This is a genomic window from Paraburkholderia sp. BL27I4N3, assembly GCF_003386115.1.
In the GTDB taxonomy this organism is placed as follows: domain Bacteria; phylum Pseudomonadota; class Gammaproteobacteria; order Burkholderiales; family Burkholderiaceae; genus Paraburkholderia.
This window is the reverse complement of the sequence record NZ_QREJ01000002.1, coordinates 133013-148582: the sequence shown is the minus strand read 5'-3', so window position 1 is coordinate 148582 and position 15570 is coordinate 133013. Positions and strand designations below refer to the sequence as shown.

15 protein-coding genes are annotated in these 15570 nt (G+C 60.8%); 2 read left to right on the top strand and 13 right to left on the bottom strand.

The genetic code is table 11. The features are described from left to right. Positions 1–785 precede the first annotated feature (785 nt). Both B0G71_RS37895 and B0G71_RS37890 read left to right on the top strand, forming a co-directional pair. Positions 786–1178, top strand: a complete 393-nt coding sequence (locus B0G71_RS37895) for a polymer-forming cytoskeletal protein (RefSeq protein WP_116149456.1) — start codon at positions 786–788, stop codon at positions 1176–1178. Positions 1179–1252: 74 nt separating this feature from the next. Next, positions 1253–1684, top strand: a complete 432-nt coding sequence (locus B0G71_RS37890; protein WP_147308750.1) for a hypothetical protein — start codon at positions 1253–1255, stop codon at positions 1682–1684. A 154-nt stretch (positions 1685–1838) separates the two neighbouring features. Here B0G71_RS37890 and B0G71_RS37885 read toward each other — a convergent pair whose 3' ends face one another. The 13 genes from B0G71_RS37885 to B0G71_RS37825 form a co-directional block, all read right to left on the bottom strand. Beyond that, on the bottom strand, positions 1839–3530 hold the full coding sequence (locus B0G71_RS37885) for an ATP-dependent helicase (protein WP_116149452.1): 1692 nt from the start codon (positions 3528–3530) through the stop codon (positions 1839–1841). A 12-nt stretch (positions 3531–3542) separates the two neighbouring features. Beyond that, a complete protein-coding gene (locus tag B0G71_RS37880; protein WP_116149450.1) occupies positions 3543–4412 on the bottom strand; it encodes an ATPase in 870 nt (289 codons plus the stop codon). A 357-nt stretch (positions 4413–4769) separates the two neighbouring features. Then, positions 4770–5375, bottom strand: a complete 606-nt coding sequence (locus B0G71_RS37875; RefSeq protein WP_116124040.1) for a DUF4400 domain-containing protein — start codon at positions 5373–5375, stop codon at positions 4770–4772. Continuing rightward, on the bottom strand, positions 5365–5652 hold the full coding sequence (locus B0G71_RS37870) for a hypothetical protein (RefSeq protein ID WP_244231106.1): 288 nt from the start codon (positions 5650–5652) through the stop codon (positions 5365–5367). The genes B0G71_RS37875 and B0G71_RS37870 overlap by 11 nt, the downstream gene beginning before the upstream one ends. After that, entirely contained in the window at positions 5606–6124 is a 519-nt protein-coding gene (locus B0G71_RS37865) for a hypothetical protein (protein ID WP_116149448.1), read from the bottom strand. Before B0G71_RS37865 ends, B0G71_RS37870 begins: the two co-directional genes overlap by 47 nt. A gap of 8 nt (positions 6125–6132) precedes the next feature. Next, the gene (gene traD / locus B0G71_RS37860; protein WP_116124038.1) at positions 6133–8004 is read right to left on the bottom strand and encodes a conjugative transfer system coupling protein TraD; all 1872 of its coding nucleotides are present in this window, start codon (positions 8002–8004) and stop codon (positions 6133–6135) included. Continuing rightward, positions 8001–9404 carry a TraI domain-containing protein gene (locus tag B0G71_RS37855; RefSeq protein ID WP_116149446.1) on the bottom strand — a complete coding sequence of 468 codons (1404 nt, stop codon included), beginning with the start codon at positions 9402–9404 and terminating at the stop codon, positions 8001–8003. The genes traD and B0G71_RS37855 overlap by 4 nt, the downstream gene beginning before the upstream one ends. Next, positions 9401–10447: a type IV secretion system protein gene (locus tag B0G71_RS37850; RefSeq protein WP_116149444.1), complete on the bottom strand. Its 1047-nt coding sequence runs from the start codon at positions 10445–10447 to the stop codon at positions 9401–9403. The genes B0G71_RS37855 and B0G71_RS37850 overlap by 4 nt, the downstream gene beginning before the upstream one ends. Positions 10448–10463: 16 nt before the next feature. Beyond that, on the bottom strand, positions 10464–11198 hold the full coding sequence (locus tag B0G71_RS37845; RefSeq protein ID WP_116124035.1) for a type VI secretion protein: 735 nt from the start codon (positions 11196–11198) through the stop codon (positions 10464–10466). A 17-nt stretch (positions 11199–11215) separates the two neighbouring features. After that, a complete protein-coding gene (locus tag B0G71_RS37840) occupies positions 11216–13678 on the bottom strand; it encodes a VirB4 family type IV secretion system protein (RefSeq protein WP_116149442.1) in 2463 nt (820 codons plus the stop codon). Further along, a complete protein-coding gene (locus tag B0G71_RS37835; protein WP_116124033.1) occupies positions 13672–13983 on the bottom strand; it encodes a VirB3 family type IV secretion system protein in 312 nt (103 codons plus the stop codon). The genes B0G71_RS37840 and B0G71_RS37835 overlap by 7 nt, the downstream gene beginning before the upstream one ends. After that, a complete protein-coding gene (locus tag B0G71_RS37830; RefSeq protein ID WP_244438820.1) occupies positions 13976–14314 on the bottom strand; it encodes a conjugal transfer protein TrbC in 339 nt (112 codons plus the stop codon). Before B0G71_RS37830 ends, B0G71_RS37835 begins: the two co-directional genes overlap by 8 nt. Before the next feature lie 71 nt (positions 14315–14385). Next, the gene (locus tag B0G71_RS37825) at positions 14386–15435 is read right to left on the bottom strand and encodes a CpaF family protein (RefSeq protein ID WP_116149984.1); all 1050 of its coding nucleotides are present in this window, start codon (positions 15433–15435) and stop codon (positions 14386–14388) included. Between the last annotated feature and the right edge of the window lie 135 nt (positions 15436–15570).

The window sequence follows — 15570 nt, the reverse complement described above, 5'->3', positions numbered from 1 at the left end:
ATCATCGATCTTTCACGCCATGCCGCGGCCATGCCGATGCTGCCCGCGCCCGAGGGCTCAGCGAGCGGTTCACTTTCGGCCCGCGCGCTCATGTCGAAGATGCGCAGCGCCGGACGACCCGCATTGCTCGTGCTTGCTATCGCCGCAATCGCCGGTGCAGGTGGCGTAAGCGCCGCCCGGATCTGGCAGGCGATGCATGCGACGGCTCACGTCCCGCACGACGCGCAGACGCCCGGCCGACCTGCACCGGCAGTGGCCCAGCAGCCCGCATCCGCTGACATGCCGGTTAACGCCGCGCCACCTCGACCATTGACCTCCGGCGAGCTCGACACTGCACTGACGGGCGGACGCACACCGCTCTCGCATGTCGATCCAAAGGCCCTTGCGGTTCCGACGCCAGTGGTGGTGGCGCCCGCGCATGACATACAGCCCACCGCAGTGACGCAGGCGGCAGCTTCGCCTATCAGGGCGACACACGCGACAGCAGCCCCGGCCCAGACGCAGCCACAAGCTTCTGCACCCGTCGCTGCCCAGCCCGCCCAGCGCCAGGAGTCTGCAGCACCCGCCGCGCGAGTTGCCGCAAACACCGCAACGAACCCAGCCTCACAGGCCGAGAGTGCCCAGCCTGCGGCGACGCGTCCCGCGTTGCGTCCTCTTCATCACATCAAGCCACACCGTGAACCGGCTTCTTCAGTGGCCCACGACGCTCCCGCAGCGCCACCTGCGCAACCCACCGCACCGGCCACGAAGTCCGGCGATGTTCAACTGTTCTGATGAGGTCTCCCATGAAATCGCAACCACTTAACGTAACGTTGCTTTCCACCGGACTTTCGATCCACGGAAATGTCATCCTCGACCACGGTCTCAGCAGTTTCGGCATTGTCGACGGAAATGTCGTCTCGAACTCGGGGCTGCTTCACATCGGCCAGGGCGGAATCGTGAAAGGTCAGGTCGAGGGCGAGCACGTAAGAATTGACGGGACGGTTGAGGGCGACGTACACGCGCGAGGCGTGCTCGAGATCAACGGCCGCGTGAAGGGTAACGTCTACTACTACGGCACGATCCGGCTGGGTCCCCGCGCGTCGCTCGAAGGTCAGATCAAGCGTAAAAGCGAACTGACGATCGAAAACTCCAGCAACGTCCAGCAGCTATCCCGTGCGGCCGCCGGCAACGCGTAGCCCCGCCGATGTATCGAAAAGTGGCGCGAACAGCGCCAGACGCGGTAGCGATGCCGCATATCGGAGAGAAGGTAATGAAGATCACGACAACGAAAATCGGCGCAGCACTAGTGTTGACGGTTGGAGTAGTTGCTGTAAGTGCATCGACGCTGATCACCTCGCTCAACGAAGGCTCTGCGCTCGCCATCGGAAGCATGGCTACAGCTGCCCGTCTCCTTGGAGATACGACGCTGTCAACCGACCTTCCGCGGATGACAGCATCCGATCGTGAGCCCGCACTGTCGCAGCACGGTCTGTCTTCGGAAAGCGCGCTAGCGACGAGGATTGGGAAGACACGCGAAGAAATACATGGCTATCTGGACCGCCAGGAACATATCCGAACTGTGGTGAACTATTCTTACGGATTCCTGTATGCGTCGCTGATGGTGCTTGCAATTCTGTCCGTTAAAATCGCCATGGTTCCTCGCGACAAAGAGCCCAGCCGTGACGACGCAGCGCATGCGTGACAGTTAGCTCTGCAAGGGGCCAACGATCTCGTCTCCGCCCACAAACCCTGACAAAACACCGAAAAATGCAACGGGCGCTTCCTCAACAAGCGCCCGTTTTTTTGCTAACCGTCCGATCGAACGCGTCGTCCCTGTTTCCATAGCTACGCCACTCTTAGCGAGCCTCGGATTCGATTACAAATCGTGAGACCGGGTTCTTCTTGATCGTAGCGATGGTGAGTGTGTCCCGGGCGCGCGTCATGGCGACATAGAAAAGCCGACGCTCTTCCGATTCAGTACCCTTCTCGTCGGGAACGACGCCTTCCTCGGCGCGAGTGATCCACACGTGATCCCATTCAAGGCCCTTCGAACTGTGCATGGTCGTGAGCACCAGTGCACCGTCCGCTGGCTTGTTGTTGTCACGTTTCAGATACTCGATGCGCTCGCCAAACGTCCCGGTCAGGCGCGACAGCACATCGTATGTCGCCTGTATCGCGCGTTTTGCCTGATCGTCCCGGGCGTAGGTCATCATCATTTCGAGTACCCCGTCGAGCGCCAGCGAATAGAACTTGCGTTCGGACATCTGCGTCCACTCCGCGAGCCGCTTCATGAAGGCGCGATACGCGCTTGCCGTGTCCTCCGGCAGGCCGAGGGCGACGAGGTCCTTTTTTGCTCGCTGGATAAGCTCGGCGCCCATGTCCCGGTGCAGTGCACTGAGATGCGTCGAACTCATGCCGGTGTACCCAAGCACCGCGTCCAGCCCATTCTGCTTGCGCCCCTCGACTATCAGCAGCAGGTTGCACATCAGCGCGCCCTGAGGCCGGTTGAGCACAGAACTACCAGATGCACGATAGTAAGGCACACCGTGAGAGCGGCAAACGGCTTCGATCGGATCGAGAATGCGATTGGTGCGCGCGAGGATCGCGCACGAGTTACCCGCGCCGAGTAGGGGTTGGAGTTGCTCGACTGCGGCCACAGCGTCCGCGTACTCGTCGTCAAAGCGGCGCGTGGCAATTGCGCCCCCGGCGCCGCGTTCGGCCTGCAGCACCTTCGCGACGCGCTCGACGTTGTTCCGGATGACCCGGTCGGCCGCCGACAGGATCTCAGTGCGGCAGCGGTAATTGCTGCCCAGCACGACGCGTTGGGCACTGAAGGATTCCGCAAAGCTCTCCATGCCGCGAAACCCGAGCGCGGCGCGAAAGCCGTAGATGCTCTGGTCATCGTCACCGACAACCGTGACGTTCGCGCCCGCCCTTGCGTGAAGCTCGACCCACCGATATTGCAGCGGGTCCGTATCCTGGAATTCATCAACGAGCAGATCGGTGAACCCGTATGGTTCGATGTCCCCGCTTTCCATGCCAGCCACGGACAGCCGCAACATGTCCTGAAAATCGATCTTGCCGTTGCGCGTGAGTGCCTCCTGGTAAGCATGGTACAGCTGGGCGTCGGGACTGTTGGCGTCCACGCGTCCAAAGTTGGTCTTGATCCGCTCGATGACCGGAATCACCTCGTCGACCTTCCATTGAAGCCCAAGCTCTGCAAGCACGCGCGCGAGAAGACCTGCGCGGTCCCCATCCGTCGCAATATCGCGTTTTCCCAACTGTCGGTTCGCGAGCGAATGGAACGTCCCCGCAATCAGACGGCTTCTCGCGCCGGCACCGGCCAATGCGAGGATCCGGTCGCGCAGCTCCACGGCCGCGTCCTTGCTGAACGTCACCGCGCCGACAACTGCGTGCGGATCGGCAAGAAGCAAGGCTGCCTTCGCGGCAATAGTCTTCGTCTTGCCCGCGCCCGGACATGCAATGGCGACACAGTGCCGGCGTAGCTCCGCCACCTCGCGCTGCTGCGGATTGAGCCCATCGAGCATTGTGGGCTCCGGTTAGCGGCCTCGCACCGTGGTCATCAGGCGCAAGTGGGTCATGTAGCCGCGCACGCCGACGGGATGGAACTTGCGCAGGAAGCGGGTGGTTTCTTCGTCCACGTCCGACTGATCGCGCACGCCATTCCAGACCAGGAAGTCGAAGTGATCCATCACCTTGTCGAACTTCAGCAGGAGCGAGAGAACGCGCATGGAAAAGCGCGAGTAGGCTTCGACCTGGATGTCGAGGGAAGGCTTCGTGACCGTCGGCGCGAACACGATGTCGCCCTGCTCCCTCATCCTCCCCTCCGTCTTCTCGCGGAAGCCGGCGGCTACGTTCAGTTGCTCTTCGACGTAGGCTTCAAGTTCGCCAACCTGCTTTTCAAACCAGGCGGTGACGGTGCCGAGATCTTCCGTGCCGAAGGTGGATCGCCCAAAGCGCTGCAGGTTGATGCTCATGCGGTTCAGATACGGCCACCACTGCTCGAACAGCGGTTTGAGACGCGTATGGTTCAGCCGCACAGTGGCCTGCACGACGGCAGCGCCGGACAACTGCCTGTTCATCAGTTCGCGGCCGATCTCCCGGCGGCGCTGCACGATCGCTACACGCTCTGCCGGCGAGAGTTCGCGAAACAGCTTTCGCGTACGCGCGACCTGTTCGCGCTTTTCCGCGGCTTCCGACTCGCTGATCATCCCTTCCTTCTGAAGGGTGTTGGCAGCGTCCTCCATCTGCTGGAGCTCGGCCTCAATCTCACCGCCGTCCGCGCCGTCGGTAACCAGACTCGCCGGTTCGACCGGGGTAGCGTCCCCCGCGGTCGCGCTAACTCCCGCTGGCTTTGCAACAGGTTCAGTGGCGGCGTCTGGCTTCGATTCTTCGGTGATGGCGCTCATATTTGTGTCCCTTGGTAAGTGCACGCGCCCGCGCGCGGCATGAACTCTATTGTTTGCGCGGCAGACGTTGATCGCCGCCGAAAACGTGGGCGATTTCTAGCCGCTTTCATCGCAGCTCATCGTTGGACGGCTTCGTTAGAGGCAGCCGGGAGCGCAGCGCACACTGCGTGCAACGGCGCTCTAAGGCCGACTGCGATATGGGAAGGCGTTTCTGGCTGGCGTGAGACGACTAGCGAGCGCGAAAGCCAAGGAGGGGGGCAAGACAGGGATCGAGGGGTGAAAACACGTCTCGGACGAGCCGGCTCACGGTCTTAACTGGGAAAGCTACAGAAAACCGTATAGCTTTCCCCGGTCGCTCTACTGATACGACGAGGCCGCTTTCCACAAAAGCGCGCCCAAGATCGCGGCCACCGCGATCCAGCACTGGGCGTAGATGGGAACCGGCAGGACGAGCACGGCGAAGGAGACGCCGAATACGAGCAGGATGCCATGCCCGGCCAGATGGAACGACAGCGGGCTTGCGAAGCCCGCGGCCGACGCCTTGATCTTGCGCCGGACCGTACCGTCGACGAAAGCAGCGACACAAAAGACGAGCGTGCCGAGAATGAATAGCTTCATCACGGTCGCGCGATAGACCACGCGGTAGATCTCCAGCCAGAAGTTGTGCACCCAGGCTTGCGCGAGGTCCGACATGCCGCCATCACTGATTTCTCCGCTGCCGGCCGCGTTCATGGTGGACCGCACGAGACCGCTTTGCACAAACCAGCGCCTGAAACGGGCGTTGGTCAGGGCTACGGCCTCGTCAGCCCGGTCGGCTCCTACTATGGAGACGACGGAATTCACTTCTTCGTCGTTGATCGAAAACCATGAACGGTCGGGTATCGCAGGCATGAGCAGTACCGCTATCAGCGGCACGAAGAAGAACCACCACTTTATGTGGGATACAAAGCGGCTACTGGCCATAGGTGTGGACACCCCACTCCAGCAGGTTCGTGACGATCCTCGCGAGAATGTAGATTGGGAACGCGACGAGCCCGCTTAGGCCCAGCCAGAAGTGCACGGGCCGGCGCGTGACGAACAGGGCCAGCGCGTAGACCATCGCGCCGCTGCCCCTCGAAAATTCGGCGGGCCTCGGCGCGTCGACCTCGTCCTGCGCCCTCGCGGTGGACATCGCGCGCCGCGCGACGTCCGGCTCAACCCGCGACAGCTTCGCTATCAGGAAAAGTGTGGGCGACATCATAGTCCTCGAAATAGAGCCTGAAATGCTCGCCGGTCAGTGCGCGAGCCGCTAACTGGAAAGCAGCCGAACGATGCGTAATGGACTCGGGGCATTGCTCGTCGACCATTTCGGTGCCGAGCGCCACATGCCGTGCCTCGAACTCTGTGACCGGCTCAAGCATCGGCGGCCATACGTGATAGCGCTCGCCGTCCCGGGCGACGTACCGGCGCGCGTAAAGCAGATGCGCGCCCGCGAACAGACCCTGCATGAATGCAATATGCGGATTCCCTGTCTTTCGCGTCCGTTTGTACGCCGCGAGGCCACTGTCGAGCATCTCCTTGACGAGCGGTTCTGACTCGCCAACGAACTTCTCCCCGATGAAATCGGCCACACGTGCGCAGGCGAGTTCAAGCTCCGGCGCCACCGTGAATACCGGGACGAGGCGGGACGACAGCTTGTAGTCGCGGATGATTTTTTTAAATACGGCAGACATGCGTTTGGTTAGCCTTGAAGGATTGGAATACGTCCCTGATACACAGCTGCGCCCGAGATGCGCATGAAGTACTGCAGGTTCGGAAGTTTATGTATCAGACCAGTGGGAATCAGAGGAGCCTTCTCCAGTTGTAGCGAACGGGAAACCCCGCCGGTGAATTCACCAATGTGGGCCTCACTGCCGGTGCTCGTGCTGCCAGTGATCGTCATGTTGCGAATAGCGGTTTCACCGACCTTGTCCGAGAACCACTGTGCCGTATCACTGTCCTCCAAGCGTAGAATGATCTGGTTGTTCAGATTGCCCAAAACCTGCAGCATCTTGGCCGCATTTCCAAGGCGAGCCTCCAGGTCCGCCCGCGCCTGAAAGGCGACGAACGCCTTGAAGCCGGCGCCCCGCCCCTTGTTCAATATCTGGATCACCTGTTCGTTGATCGCCTCCGCGATTTCATCGATGATGAGCACCACCTCCGGTGGCGAATCGTAAAAGTTATAGATCGAGCCGCACACTGCCGCCACGTCGGACAGGATCATCGATGCGATCGCCTTCTGCACGATGTTGTTCGATAGCGAATCCAGGCCCATATAGAAGACGGCCTTCTGCTTGATGATCTTGTCGATATCCCAGATCTCGCGCTCGTCGTCGAAGTCGTCGGCCTTTGGCGCGAGCATCAATCCGGTCTCGCCGGTAGCGAGCATCTGCAGCAGAGGAAGGGCCGACGCAATGATGCGCATGTAGTGCTCGCGGTCGTGCACGTGCGTCGCGATCAATCCGTCGATCGCTTCATGTCCGCGCTCGTGCGCCGCAAACCGCGCGGTGTACAGCGCGATCATGGCGTCGATAGGTCCGGCGCCGTTGTTGCGCGCGCCCTGGCGAGTCGTTTCAGTTGCGACCTGCTCTTCCCAGTCCGATAGCCCTTGCTCCACAAAAAAGCGCCTCAGGCTTTTCTCTAGCAGTGTGGTGATCCCCGACTGCGCATACTTCAGGATTGAGCGCAACGTTGGCTTGTCGCCGATGTACAGTTCGCCCTTGACGGCGCGGTCGATGAACAGGAACGCAAAATCCCGGAATGGTCCCTCCTCCATCAATTGGGCGATCCGGCTCGGGATTTCCGAGGGCTGCGACCAGTTCTCGATCGGATTCAGGCGGATGGACTCCGAGGGCTTGGCCTGATTGAAGTACAGAAATTTGCGGCCGGATCGCGCGCACTCCTTCTCGACCCGGCGCTTCCACTCGGCATCGTTCTTCGGGTCTACGATGATAAGCACGTCGCCGAGGTGGATTACCTGGGTGGAGATCACCTCGTACGTGCGCGTCTTGCCGGCACCGGTCGTGCCGCCCACCAGGGTGTGGCCGCCCATCGCCTTGTAGTGGAACGGAACGAGCGCCTTCTTCGGTTCCATGCCGTGTATCCACGAAGAACCCTGAGGCATGACGTCGCGGATACTGTCTTTGGGAGCGAAGATGCCCTCGATCGCTTCCTCGATCCTGCGACCCGTCTTCGTCTTGTTCAGCCATCGCGGCAGGCCCGGTATGTCAGTCGTGGGCATGCGCAGGATGTCGTGCGCGATCTGGCAATGCTTCTGGGTCCATTCGTAGCCGATGCCCAGGTACATTGAGTTCGCCTCTTCGCGCATGCGCTTCTGGACCTGCAGCAGCCTGGGCACCTGCAGCGTCGTGAGCCACTTGGTCGAAATCGCCATGCGGAACTTGAGCGCGCTCCAGATTTGCAGGGAGCGCACCAGCAGGAACGAGAGACCAACAAGCATGAATGCCCACGCGTAAGGCATGCCGGAGATCGGCAGCAAAATGCACGCAGCGAGCCAGAAGACGGCCGCGCGGAACTCGTATATCGGCCGGAAATGGTTGATGTAACTGGTCACGCCGGTCGCTCCAGAATAAGCTGGCCCGCCCGAGGGGCAAGGGTAATGTCAGTAGAGCCATCCGCAACCATCAGACTTCGCTTGCGCATGTGCTCAACGAGCGTGCTGGACGCCAGCCCGTAACTACCAATAAGGCGCTTGCCAATCACCAGGCCCTTGTCGTTCCACTCGACCTTGGCTGAGCCCGCGATGACGTCTTCCCGCAGTGCGACGAACAGTTCACGCACGGAGTTGGGTAGGCCCTTCAGCACGTCGTCAAACCCTGCTGGCGCTTCAGGCCTCTCGCGCGTGTCCGCCGCGCGAGGAGTTGCGCGCATTCCGGTCGGGTCGACCAGCATTTGCTCCGGCGCGGTGGCCGCCGGATCCGTCCCTGGTGTGATACCGATGGCTTCATGCAACGACTGCGCGCGCGCCGCGGGAGAAGAGACGGCCAGGCGCTCAGATGACGGGCTTGCCGATCGGCCCAGAGAAGCACCTTCCGCCGCCTGCATCGGAGTTGGCGCGACAGCGGCATCCGACGGCGAAAGCGACGCAGACGTCCCCTTGACTGTGGCGGCCTCCGCTGCCGGCGCCTCCGGAGCACCTTGCGGTACTGAGGTCGCGGCTGACGGTGATGGGGACGGCGAGGCGGGCGTGGGCCCCGGCGCGACAACTGGCTGCAGTTCAGCAGCCACCTGTACGGCAGAGGGAACGGTATAGCTCACCGGCGCGAACACGCCCCGCTGCGCCTTCCGGTCCGACTCGTCCGCAACGTTGACGGCCTCACGCACCACCTTGTGCAAGAGCGTCTCGATACCTTGCGGATGCGGGATTGGATTGATCGCCCCGAACGTCTCCGCGAGCACTTCGCCATCGAGCCCTGCAAGCAGCTGTGAGCCGATCAGCACCTGCGCAAGCATGCCCGTGCGCATGCGCTCGACAGGCAGCGGCACCGGCCGGACCACGATCCGGTAAGGCGCATTTCCAAGCCACGGCTCAAGCGCGCCGTGAACAGACGGATTCCACTCAACCCGGTCAGTGTCGCGCAGGATCTGGAAATACCGGTAAGGCTCATCCAGCCTCGAACACGTTGCGCAAAGGAATACCGCGTAGTTGTACTGCGGCTCTATCCGCCTGCGCTGTTCTGAAGGCAGGTTTGTACCGAACTTCCGCCCGCTGGCGAGCCGCATCGCAAAGAAGGCGGTTTCGACGGTGCAGCGAAATGCCCCGCCGGCGTCATGGTAAAGCTGCGGGCTGAGCGGGAGCGTGGAGAACCACGCCGCACAGCCGCGCAGCACCGAAAGCCATTTGCGCTCGAACTCAGCCCTGTTCGGCTCGTTGGCGCACTGCGTTATCAGGTCAATACGTCGCTGGTGCTGCTCGATCAGTGCAGCTGCGCCAGGTGCAATGCGTTCGCTCATGGTATCAGCCCGCCCGTAGCTGCCCGACCGACCTTCCCGACAATCGCACCGCTCGCATTCGCACCCCCGCCAAACATGCCCGCGATTTTCGGAATCTCGAACGACACCAGGAACACGAAGATTGCGAGGTCGAACACGTAGCCACTTGCCCCTGTGGTCGTTAAGCCTTTCCCCGCTGCGTCCTGGACCGCTTCGATGAGGCTATGGGTCACGAGGCGCATCAGGATCGCGGCAACGACGACGTACATGCCGGCGCTGATCATGTAGTCGAGCCACGTCTTGAAGTACCCGCGCGTGAACGACGAGAAGCCGAGAGCGAATGCGATCTGCCCCATGACGACGCCACACGCGAACTGCAACTGCCCGAGGTTGATGAAGAAAGCGAATACGACCGAGGTGATGGAGAGTACGATCCACGCGAAAAACAACGGCACCATCGCAACGATGACCCCGAGAATGGCGGTCCAGCCGGCGCCAGAGAATGCCTTGGCGATCGCGTCGAGAATCTGCCCTGCAGCATTACCGATGATGCTAAGCGTGCTCGACATGTTGGCCCCGCCGATCGTCGTCGCCAGCGTGAGGAACCATTTGTAGAACCCCGGCCCAAACTGCGAAAACTCGATATAGAACGATGCAAATATTCCGAGGATGCCGACCTCTTCGAAGAATGCCAGCCATGCCATAACCGGGTCTTTTGTCGCCGCAAACCGCACCGCGGCCAGGACGAGCGTGATAACGCCGAGTCCTCCAGCAAACTTGTCGGCCTCCGGTTTGATCTGCTCGCTGATCGCGACAGCGGTGTCCATCACCGACGAAAACAGCGCGGTGATCTTGTCCATCGCCTGCTTGCTACCGGCCGAAAACTCGCCCGGCTTCACGTACGAGCTCGCCGTTGTCGTCGCGGTGCTGCCCGACGAGTTACCCGGGACGACCGTACCGTCGGGAAGTACCTGAGGATCATCAGCGAATGCCGCCGCCGGCGCGCAGAGCAGCAGGACGGGAAGCAATACGGCAGCGATGATGCGTCTGAATTCATGCCACATGTCGAGACCCGCCGTCCTAAAAGCCGTAAGCCGCACGCTCGGCTTGCTGCTGATCAAGGAACGCCTTTGCCGATGCGGCCTTGTTCTTGTCATCCGCGTTAGACGCCGATTCCTGCTGTGCCTCCTTCTGCTGCTTGCCTGCCGCGAGTTGGAGCATGTCGCTCATCTGGCTCGAGACAATGTCGAGGTAATGGGTGGTCAGTTCTGCGGTTGCCTGTGCGGTCGGAGTCAGCGCCATTTGTGACTGCAGATCCTGCCGGCGTTTCGCAAGCGTCTGGATATGCGTCATCACGCTATTGCCAGTCTGCAGAAGCTGTGTCGCCTGTTTGTCGCGCTGGTTATAAAGCGAAGCCATGTCGGCAAACCACTCGGCATTTGACTTGCCCGATCGCGAGATAAGCGACTGGACATGGTTCAGCCACTGACCGCCGTCCTGAAGGTCGCCGTAGAGATCCGTTGCCGTGCTGGCCAGCTTTTTGTAACTGTCGATGTCACCCGTGATCTCGTCATACTGCGCTTTCATGGCGGTAGGATCGAGATTGGTCGCCTGCAACAGCTGGTTTGCCATCATCTGGTACTGGTAGGCGATATTACTGTCCTGGTAGACCTCGGTCTTTATCGACTTCAAAGCCGTAATCGTGTTCTGGATCAGGTTGGTCGGATCGATGACCGTCAACTGCGCATAAGCGCCCTGCGAAAGGAAAAACGTGAGGCCGACGGCCGCGGCCAGGCGTACAAATAGTTTTTTCATGGTTGGTCCCCGTTGGGTCAGTCGAGCGTCATCATTTCTGCGAGGTAATTCTGTTTCCAGTTCTGCGCACCGGACTTGAAGTGCTTGTCCAGCACCGCCTGTGCACGCCCATCGGACCGAAGCACAGCGAGCGTTTCTTTCGGGAAGCTCGCCTGCAGCATTCGGGTCTGGGTCGGCGTCACCCATAGGTAATCGCGGTTCGGAACCGCGTTGGCCACCATGTCGATCTGGCTCATCGTGAGACCGAACTTGTCGCGATAGAGGTGGAGGTTGTTCCTCGCATCGGGGTTCGGGAGATAGAGGATGTTCGGGATGTTCTCCTTGAGCACCTCAAAGTCCGCAATCCGGGCGACCTGGGCAAGCGATTGCGTCGCCATCATCAAGGTAGCGTTCAGCTTCCGGATGGTCACCGCCCACACTTCCAGCCGTTTGTAGAAGCGCTCGTTCTGGAAGAAGAATCCGGCCTCCTCCACCTCGATAACGGTGTAGCGCCTGCCATCGAGCCACTGCGCAATGCGGTAGAACGCGTAGTCCATGAACAGCGCGGCACCCACCGGGAAGTTATTGAACAGATCGCCCATCTCGATAGAGATGTCATCCGACAGTTCGAATGCGTCTTCGGCGTGGTCAAAAAACCGGCCGTTCTTCTCGCCCTGTGTCCATACAGCAAGCCGGTCGCGCAGCTCAATGGAAAGCAGCGTATTCAGGAACGACAGCGTCCAGAGTTCGGGGCCGTAGCCGTCCCCGAGCGTCACCACTGCGTCAAAGATCTCCCGCTCCTGCAGCTTCGTGCAACGGAACGTGTCGTCCTCGATTGCCATCTGCACCCACTCCGCGACATAGGGGTAGTGTTTTTTGTCGTGCAGCAGGGACAGTGGATTGACCGACGTGGCCGCCTCGAAACGTCCGGTCGCGTCGATGAAGCGCCCGCCGGCGAGCACGGTCGGAATACGCGTGGAGCGGTCCTTGTCGAAGCGAACGCGCCGCGCACCGTGTCGTCCAGTCTGCGACATCAGGAAGTTCAGCATGATCGACTTACCCATGCCGATTGGACCCAGCACGAGCAGGTGTGATGCGCCACCCGGGATATGCAGGTTCACGCGCTGCAGCGTCTTGTGACGCGTCGGCAGCATGGTGAGCGGACCGGTGCGTCGGCCGGACTGCTGTGTCAGCCATGCGTTCACGTCGCTGCCTTCGGCCACGCTGCGAACTGGAGCAATGTCCGACACCGTTGCGGTCTCGACAAACTGCAACCGCCGCTGCTGGTCCCATCGGCCGGGCATGGTGGAGGCCCATGCCGCAAAGAGATTGTCCCGCTCGATGATGACGCCGAAGCCGGCGTTACCGACCCGACCTACGACCTCACGAGTCGCGTCCTCGCATTCCTGGACACTGTTGCCGTAGACGACCACCGACACGTTGGCGAAACCGAATTGCTGGCCTTCGGCCTGGATCTTCGCGAGTGCGTTTTCCGCCTCTTCGGCGAGGGTCTCCCGTCCCTTGTCGTTCTTCTGCTCTTCCTTTGCAAAATACGCTTTGACCATCGCCCAAGGATTGAACGCGGCCATCTTGTAGAACTTGCGTATCGTGTCGACGTACCCGCTCGCCTTGCTCGTATCGAGAAAGCGGAACATCACGCAAACGTCCAACTCCGCATCGACCTCGCCTAGCACATCAAGCGCCGCCTCCTGGAATCCCATCCATTCCTTGACGGCCACTATCTTGGCAAAGCGCTTTCCGTATGCCGACTCGAACATCAGCATTTCGGCGCCGATCGTGATCTCGCTCTCAGTCAGGTGAGAGTCGAGCATCGTCACCGGATATCGAACGCGCCGCGGCGGCACGGAGGGGTTCGCCGACTGATGCAGGAAGGCCAGTGCCGTCTGGAGTGAAAGCCGCTTCATCCTGAGGCGGGTAACACCCCCTTTGAATGCGTCGAGAACGCCTTCAAAGCGTTTGATATCGGAGGTCAACCGTTCGAGATCGAACACAAACGCGCTGCGCGCGAGCAGCGAATCCTTCAGGGCCTCGATCATGGCGATCAGCATCGACTTCCCACCCACCGTCATGTGATAGGCGATCTTGTCGAATACCCGGTTCACGCCGGTTTCGGGCGTAAAAGCGAGCGCGAGGGAGTGGGAGTTGCGGAAGTACTTGCCGCTGCCCACATGTCTGCGGTTGATTTCATCGATGTGCGCATCGATGTCGGAATTGAACTCACCGTCTATCTTGCCCTGAACGCGTCTGTGAGACAGCCGCCACCACGCCGTCACGCGATGATCGAAGTTTTTGCAGGCGTGGTCCAGGTTGTCGCGCGCGGCCGAGATATCGCCGACATTAGGCGTGTCTGCATCGACGCCTTCGAAGTCAAAGACGGCAAGCAGCGAGCCATCCTTGTCGAGGATAAGCTCGGGAGTCACCATCGTGGCCCACGGGGCGACCTCCTGGATTGACCGGACGGCGAGTCGTTTTTTCAGCATGGAAGATCCTGATCGAACCCATAGGGGCGTTTGAATCGGGCCGACGACTTCGACGAGGGCCACGGCCGATAGACATCCGCGTAGCGGTTATAGACGAGCATGACCTGCCGCCACCACGGATCGCGTGCACTCTTCCAGCGCAGCAGCCAGTGCACCCCGATACCAACGACAAGAAATGTCGGGGTCGTGCTGGCGTAACAGAGCAGCACGGTCATCGTGCCGTTGGCAATCGCGAGTCCGCGGTCGGCGCCGCCCATCTGACGGGGCAGCGAAAGACCGCGGCTGACCTTTGTCGGCTTACGCACAGGTGTAGCTGATGTGGAAATGGTTTTTCATGATTGGTACCGCGCATGCGGCGATGCCAATGCCGACGAAACATGTAGAAATCACCTTGACGATGGTGCTTTCAGAACTGCCGATAGCGACTGCGGCCAGGATGATCACCACGCAGCCAATGACGAAGAGCCACGGACCGCTGATATACGCGGAGATCAGGCAGATCGCGTCGGTTGCAGATCCCAGGTCGTCCAGACTCACTGCCGATGCAAACGGCGCAAATCCGGCGAGGACGGCGGCAACCAATGTGGTGCGCAATTCGCGGCGCGTCAGGAATCGGGACCAGATGAACTGACGCATCGCGTCGACGGTCGTGCGAGCGGCCGCGAAAAATTGTGAGACGTACTTCTTCATGCAATGACTCCGGTAAGTTAAAAAACGCGATTGAGGATGTAATCCCCGTTCTGAAAGCCCTTGATCTCGACGATCTCGGATACGTGACGCAACTCGCCTGAGCGGCGAAGATGAATGACGTAGTGGAAGCAGTCCGCGATAGCCTTGCGCATGTCAGAGAGCTCCCAGCGACTACCCGTCGGGATACCCAGCATGGCGAGGCTCTCAAGCCGGCTCAGCCCGCCGCGGGCGTCGTTCGAGTGGATGGACCCGAGGCCGCCATCGTGTCCGGTGCTCAGCGCCTGGATGAAGTCGTACGCTTCGCCGCCACGCACCTCACCAACGATGATTCGATCGGGTCGGAACCGCAGGCAAAGTGCAACGAGTGCCTGGGTCGTGACACCTTTGTCCGGATTCGACAGCAGGCGCACCAGGTTCGGCACGCGCAGCTTCAGTTCCATGGTGTCTTCGATGCTGATGACGCGCTCGTCGTCCGGTATATCCGCACCTAGCGCGTTGAGAAACGTCGTCTTACCTGTCGAGGTGCCGCCCGCGACAAGGATGTTCTTGCGCCGGATAACAAGCTGGCGAACCGCTTCCATGAGCGACTCGTTTTCGATGCCCGGCTCAAAGAGGTCGTCGTCGTTGCGCTTGGTGCGTGCATGAACGCGGGAGAAAGCCCCCATCGCGACGTAGTCCTGCAACGAGAGGTTCGACTCGCGGTGCTTTCGAATTGACAGCGCATGGCCGTCGATCGCTGTCGGCCTCATCACGGCGGCAATACGCAGGCCCTTGTGACCCGCGTTGATAATGCCCTGCGAGGTACCTGCGCGCGCTGACTTCTCGACGGAGGCGGCTAATGACAGGATCGCGCCATTGAGGGTCGCCTGGTTAAGAGCCAGGGGAAGCCGGTGCATGGCCCCGCGCCGCTCTACCCAGACGCTGTCGAAATTGTTGATCATGATTTCGGCAACGTCGGGCGCTTCGAACTGTTCGCGCAATGGAAGAACAGACTCGAAGAACATCCGCACCGCGCTCTCCTCGAGCGGGCGCACCTTGAGCAGGGGATTTTCGGTATCTTGAGACATGCTGCTATTGTTCAGACTGCCTGCTTGCGCGACGCACGGAAAGAAGCATGAAATGAGACAGCTTTCGCGCGCGGCGAGCTTTCGTCGCTGAACAACCATAGACTTCCACGGGGCGTGTGCTCCGGCCCGCGGTCG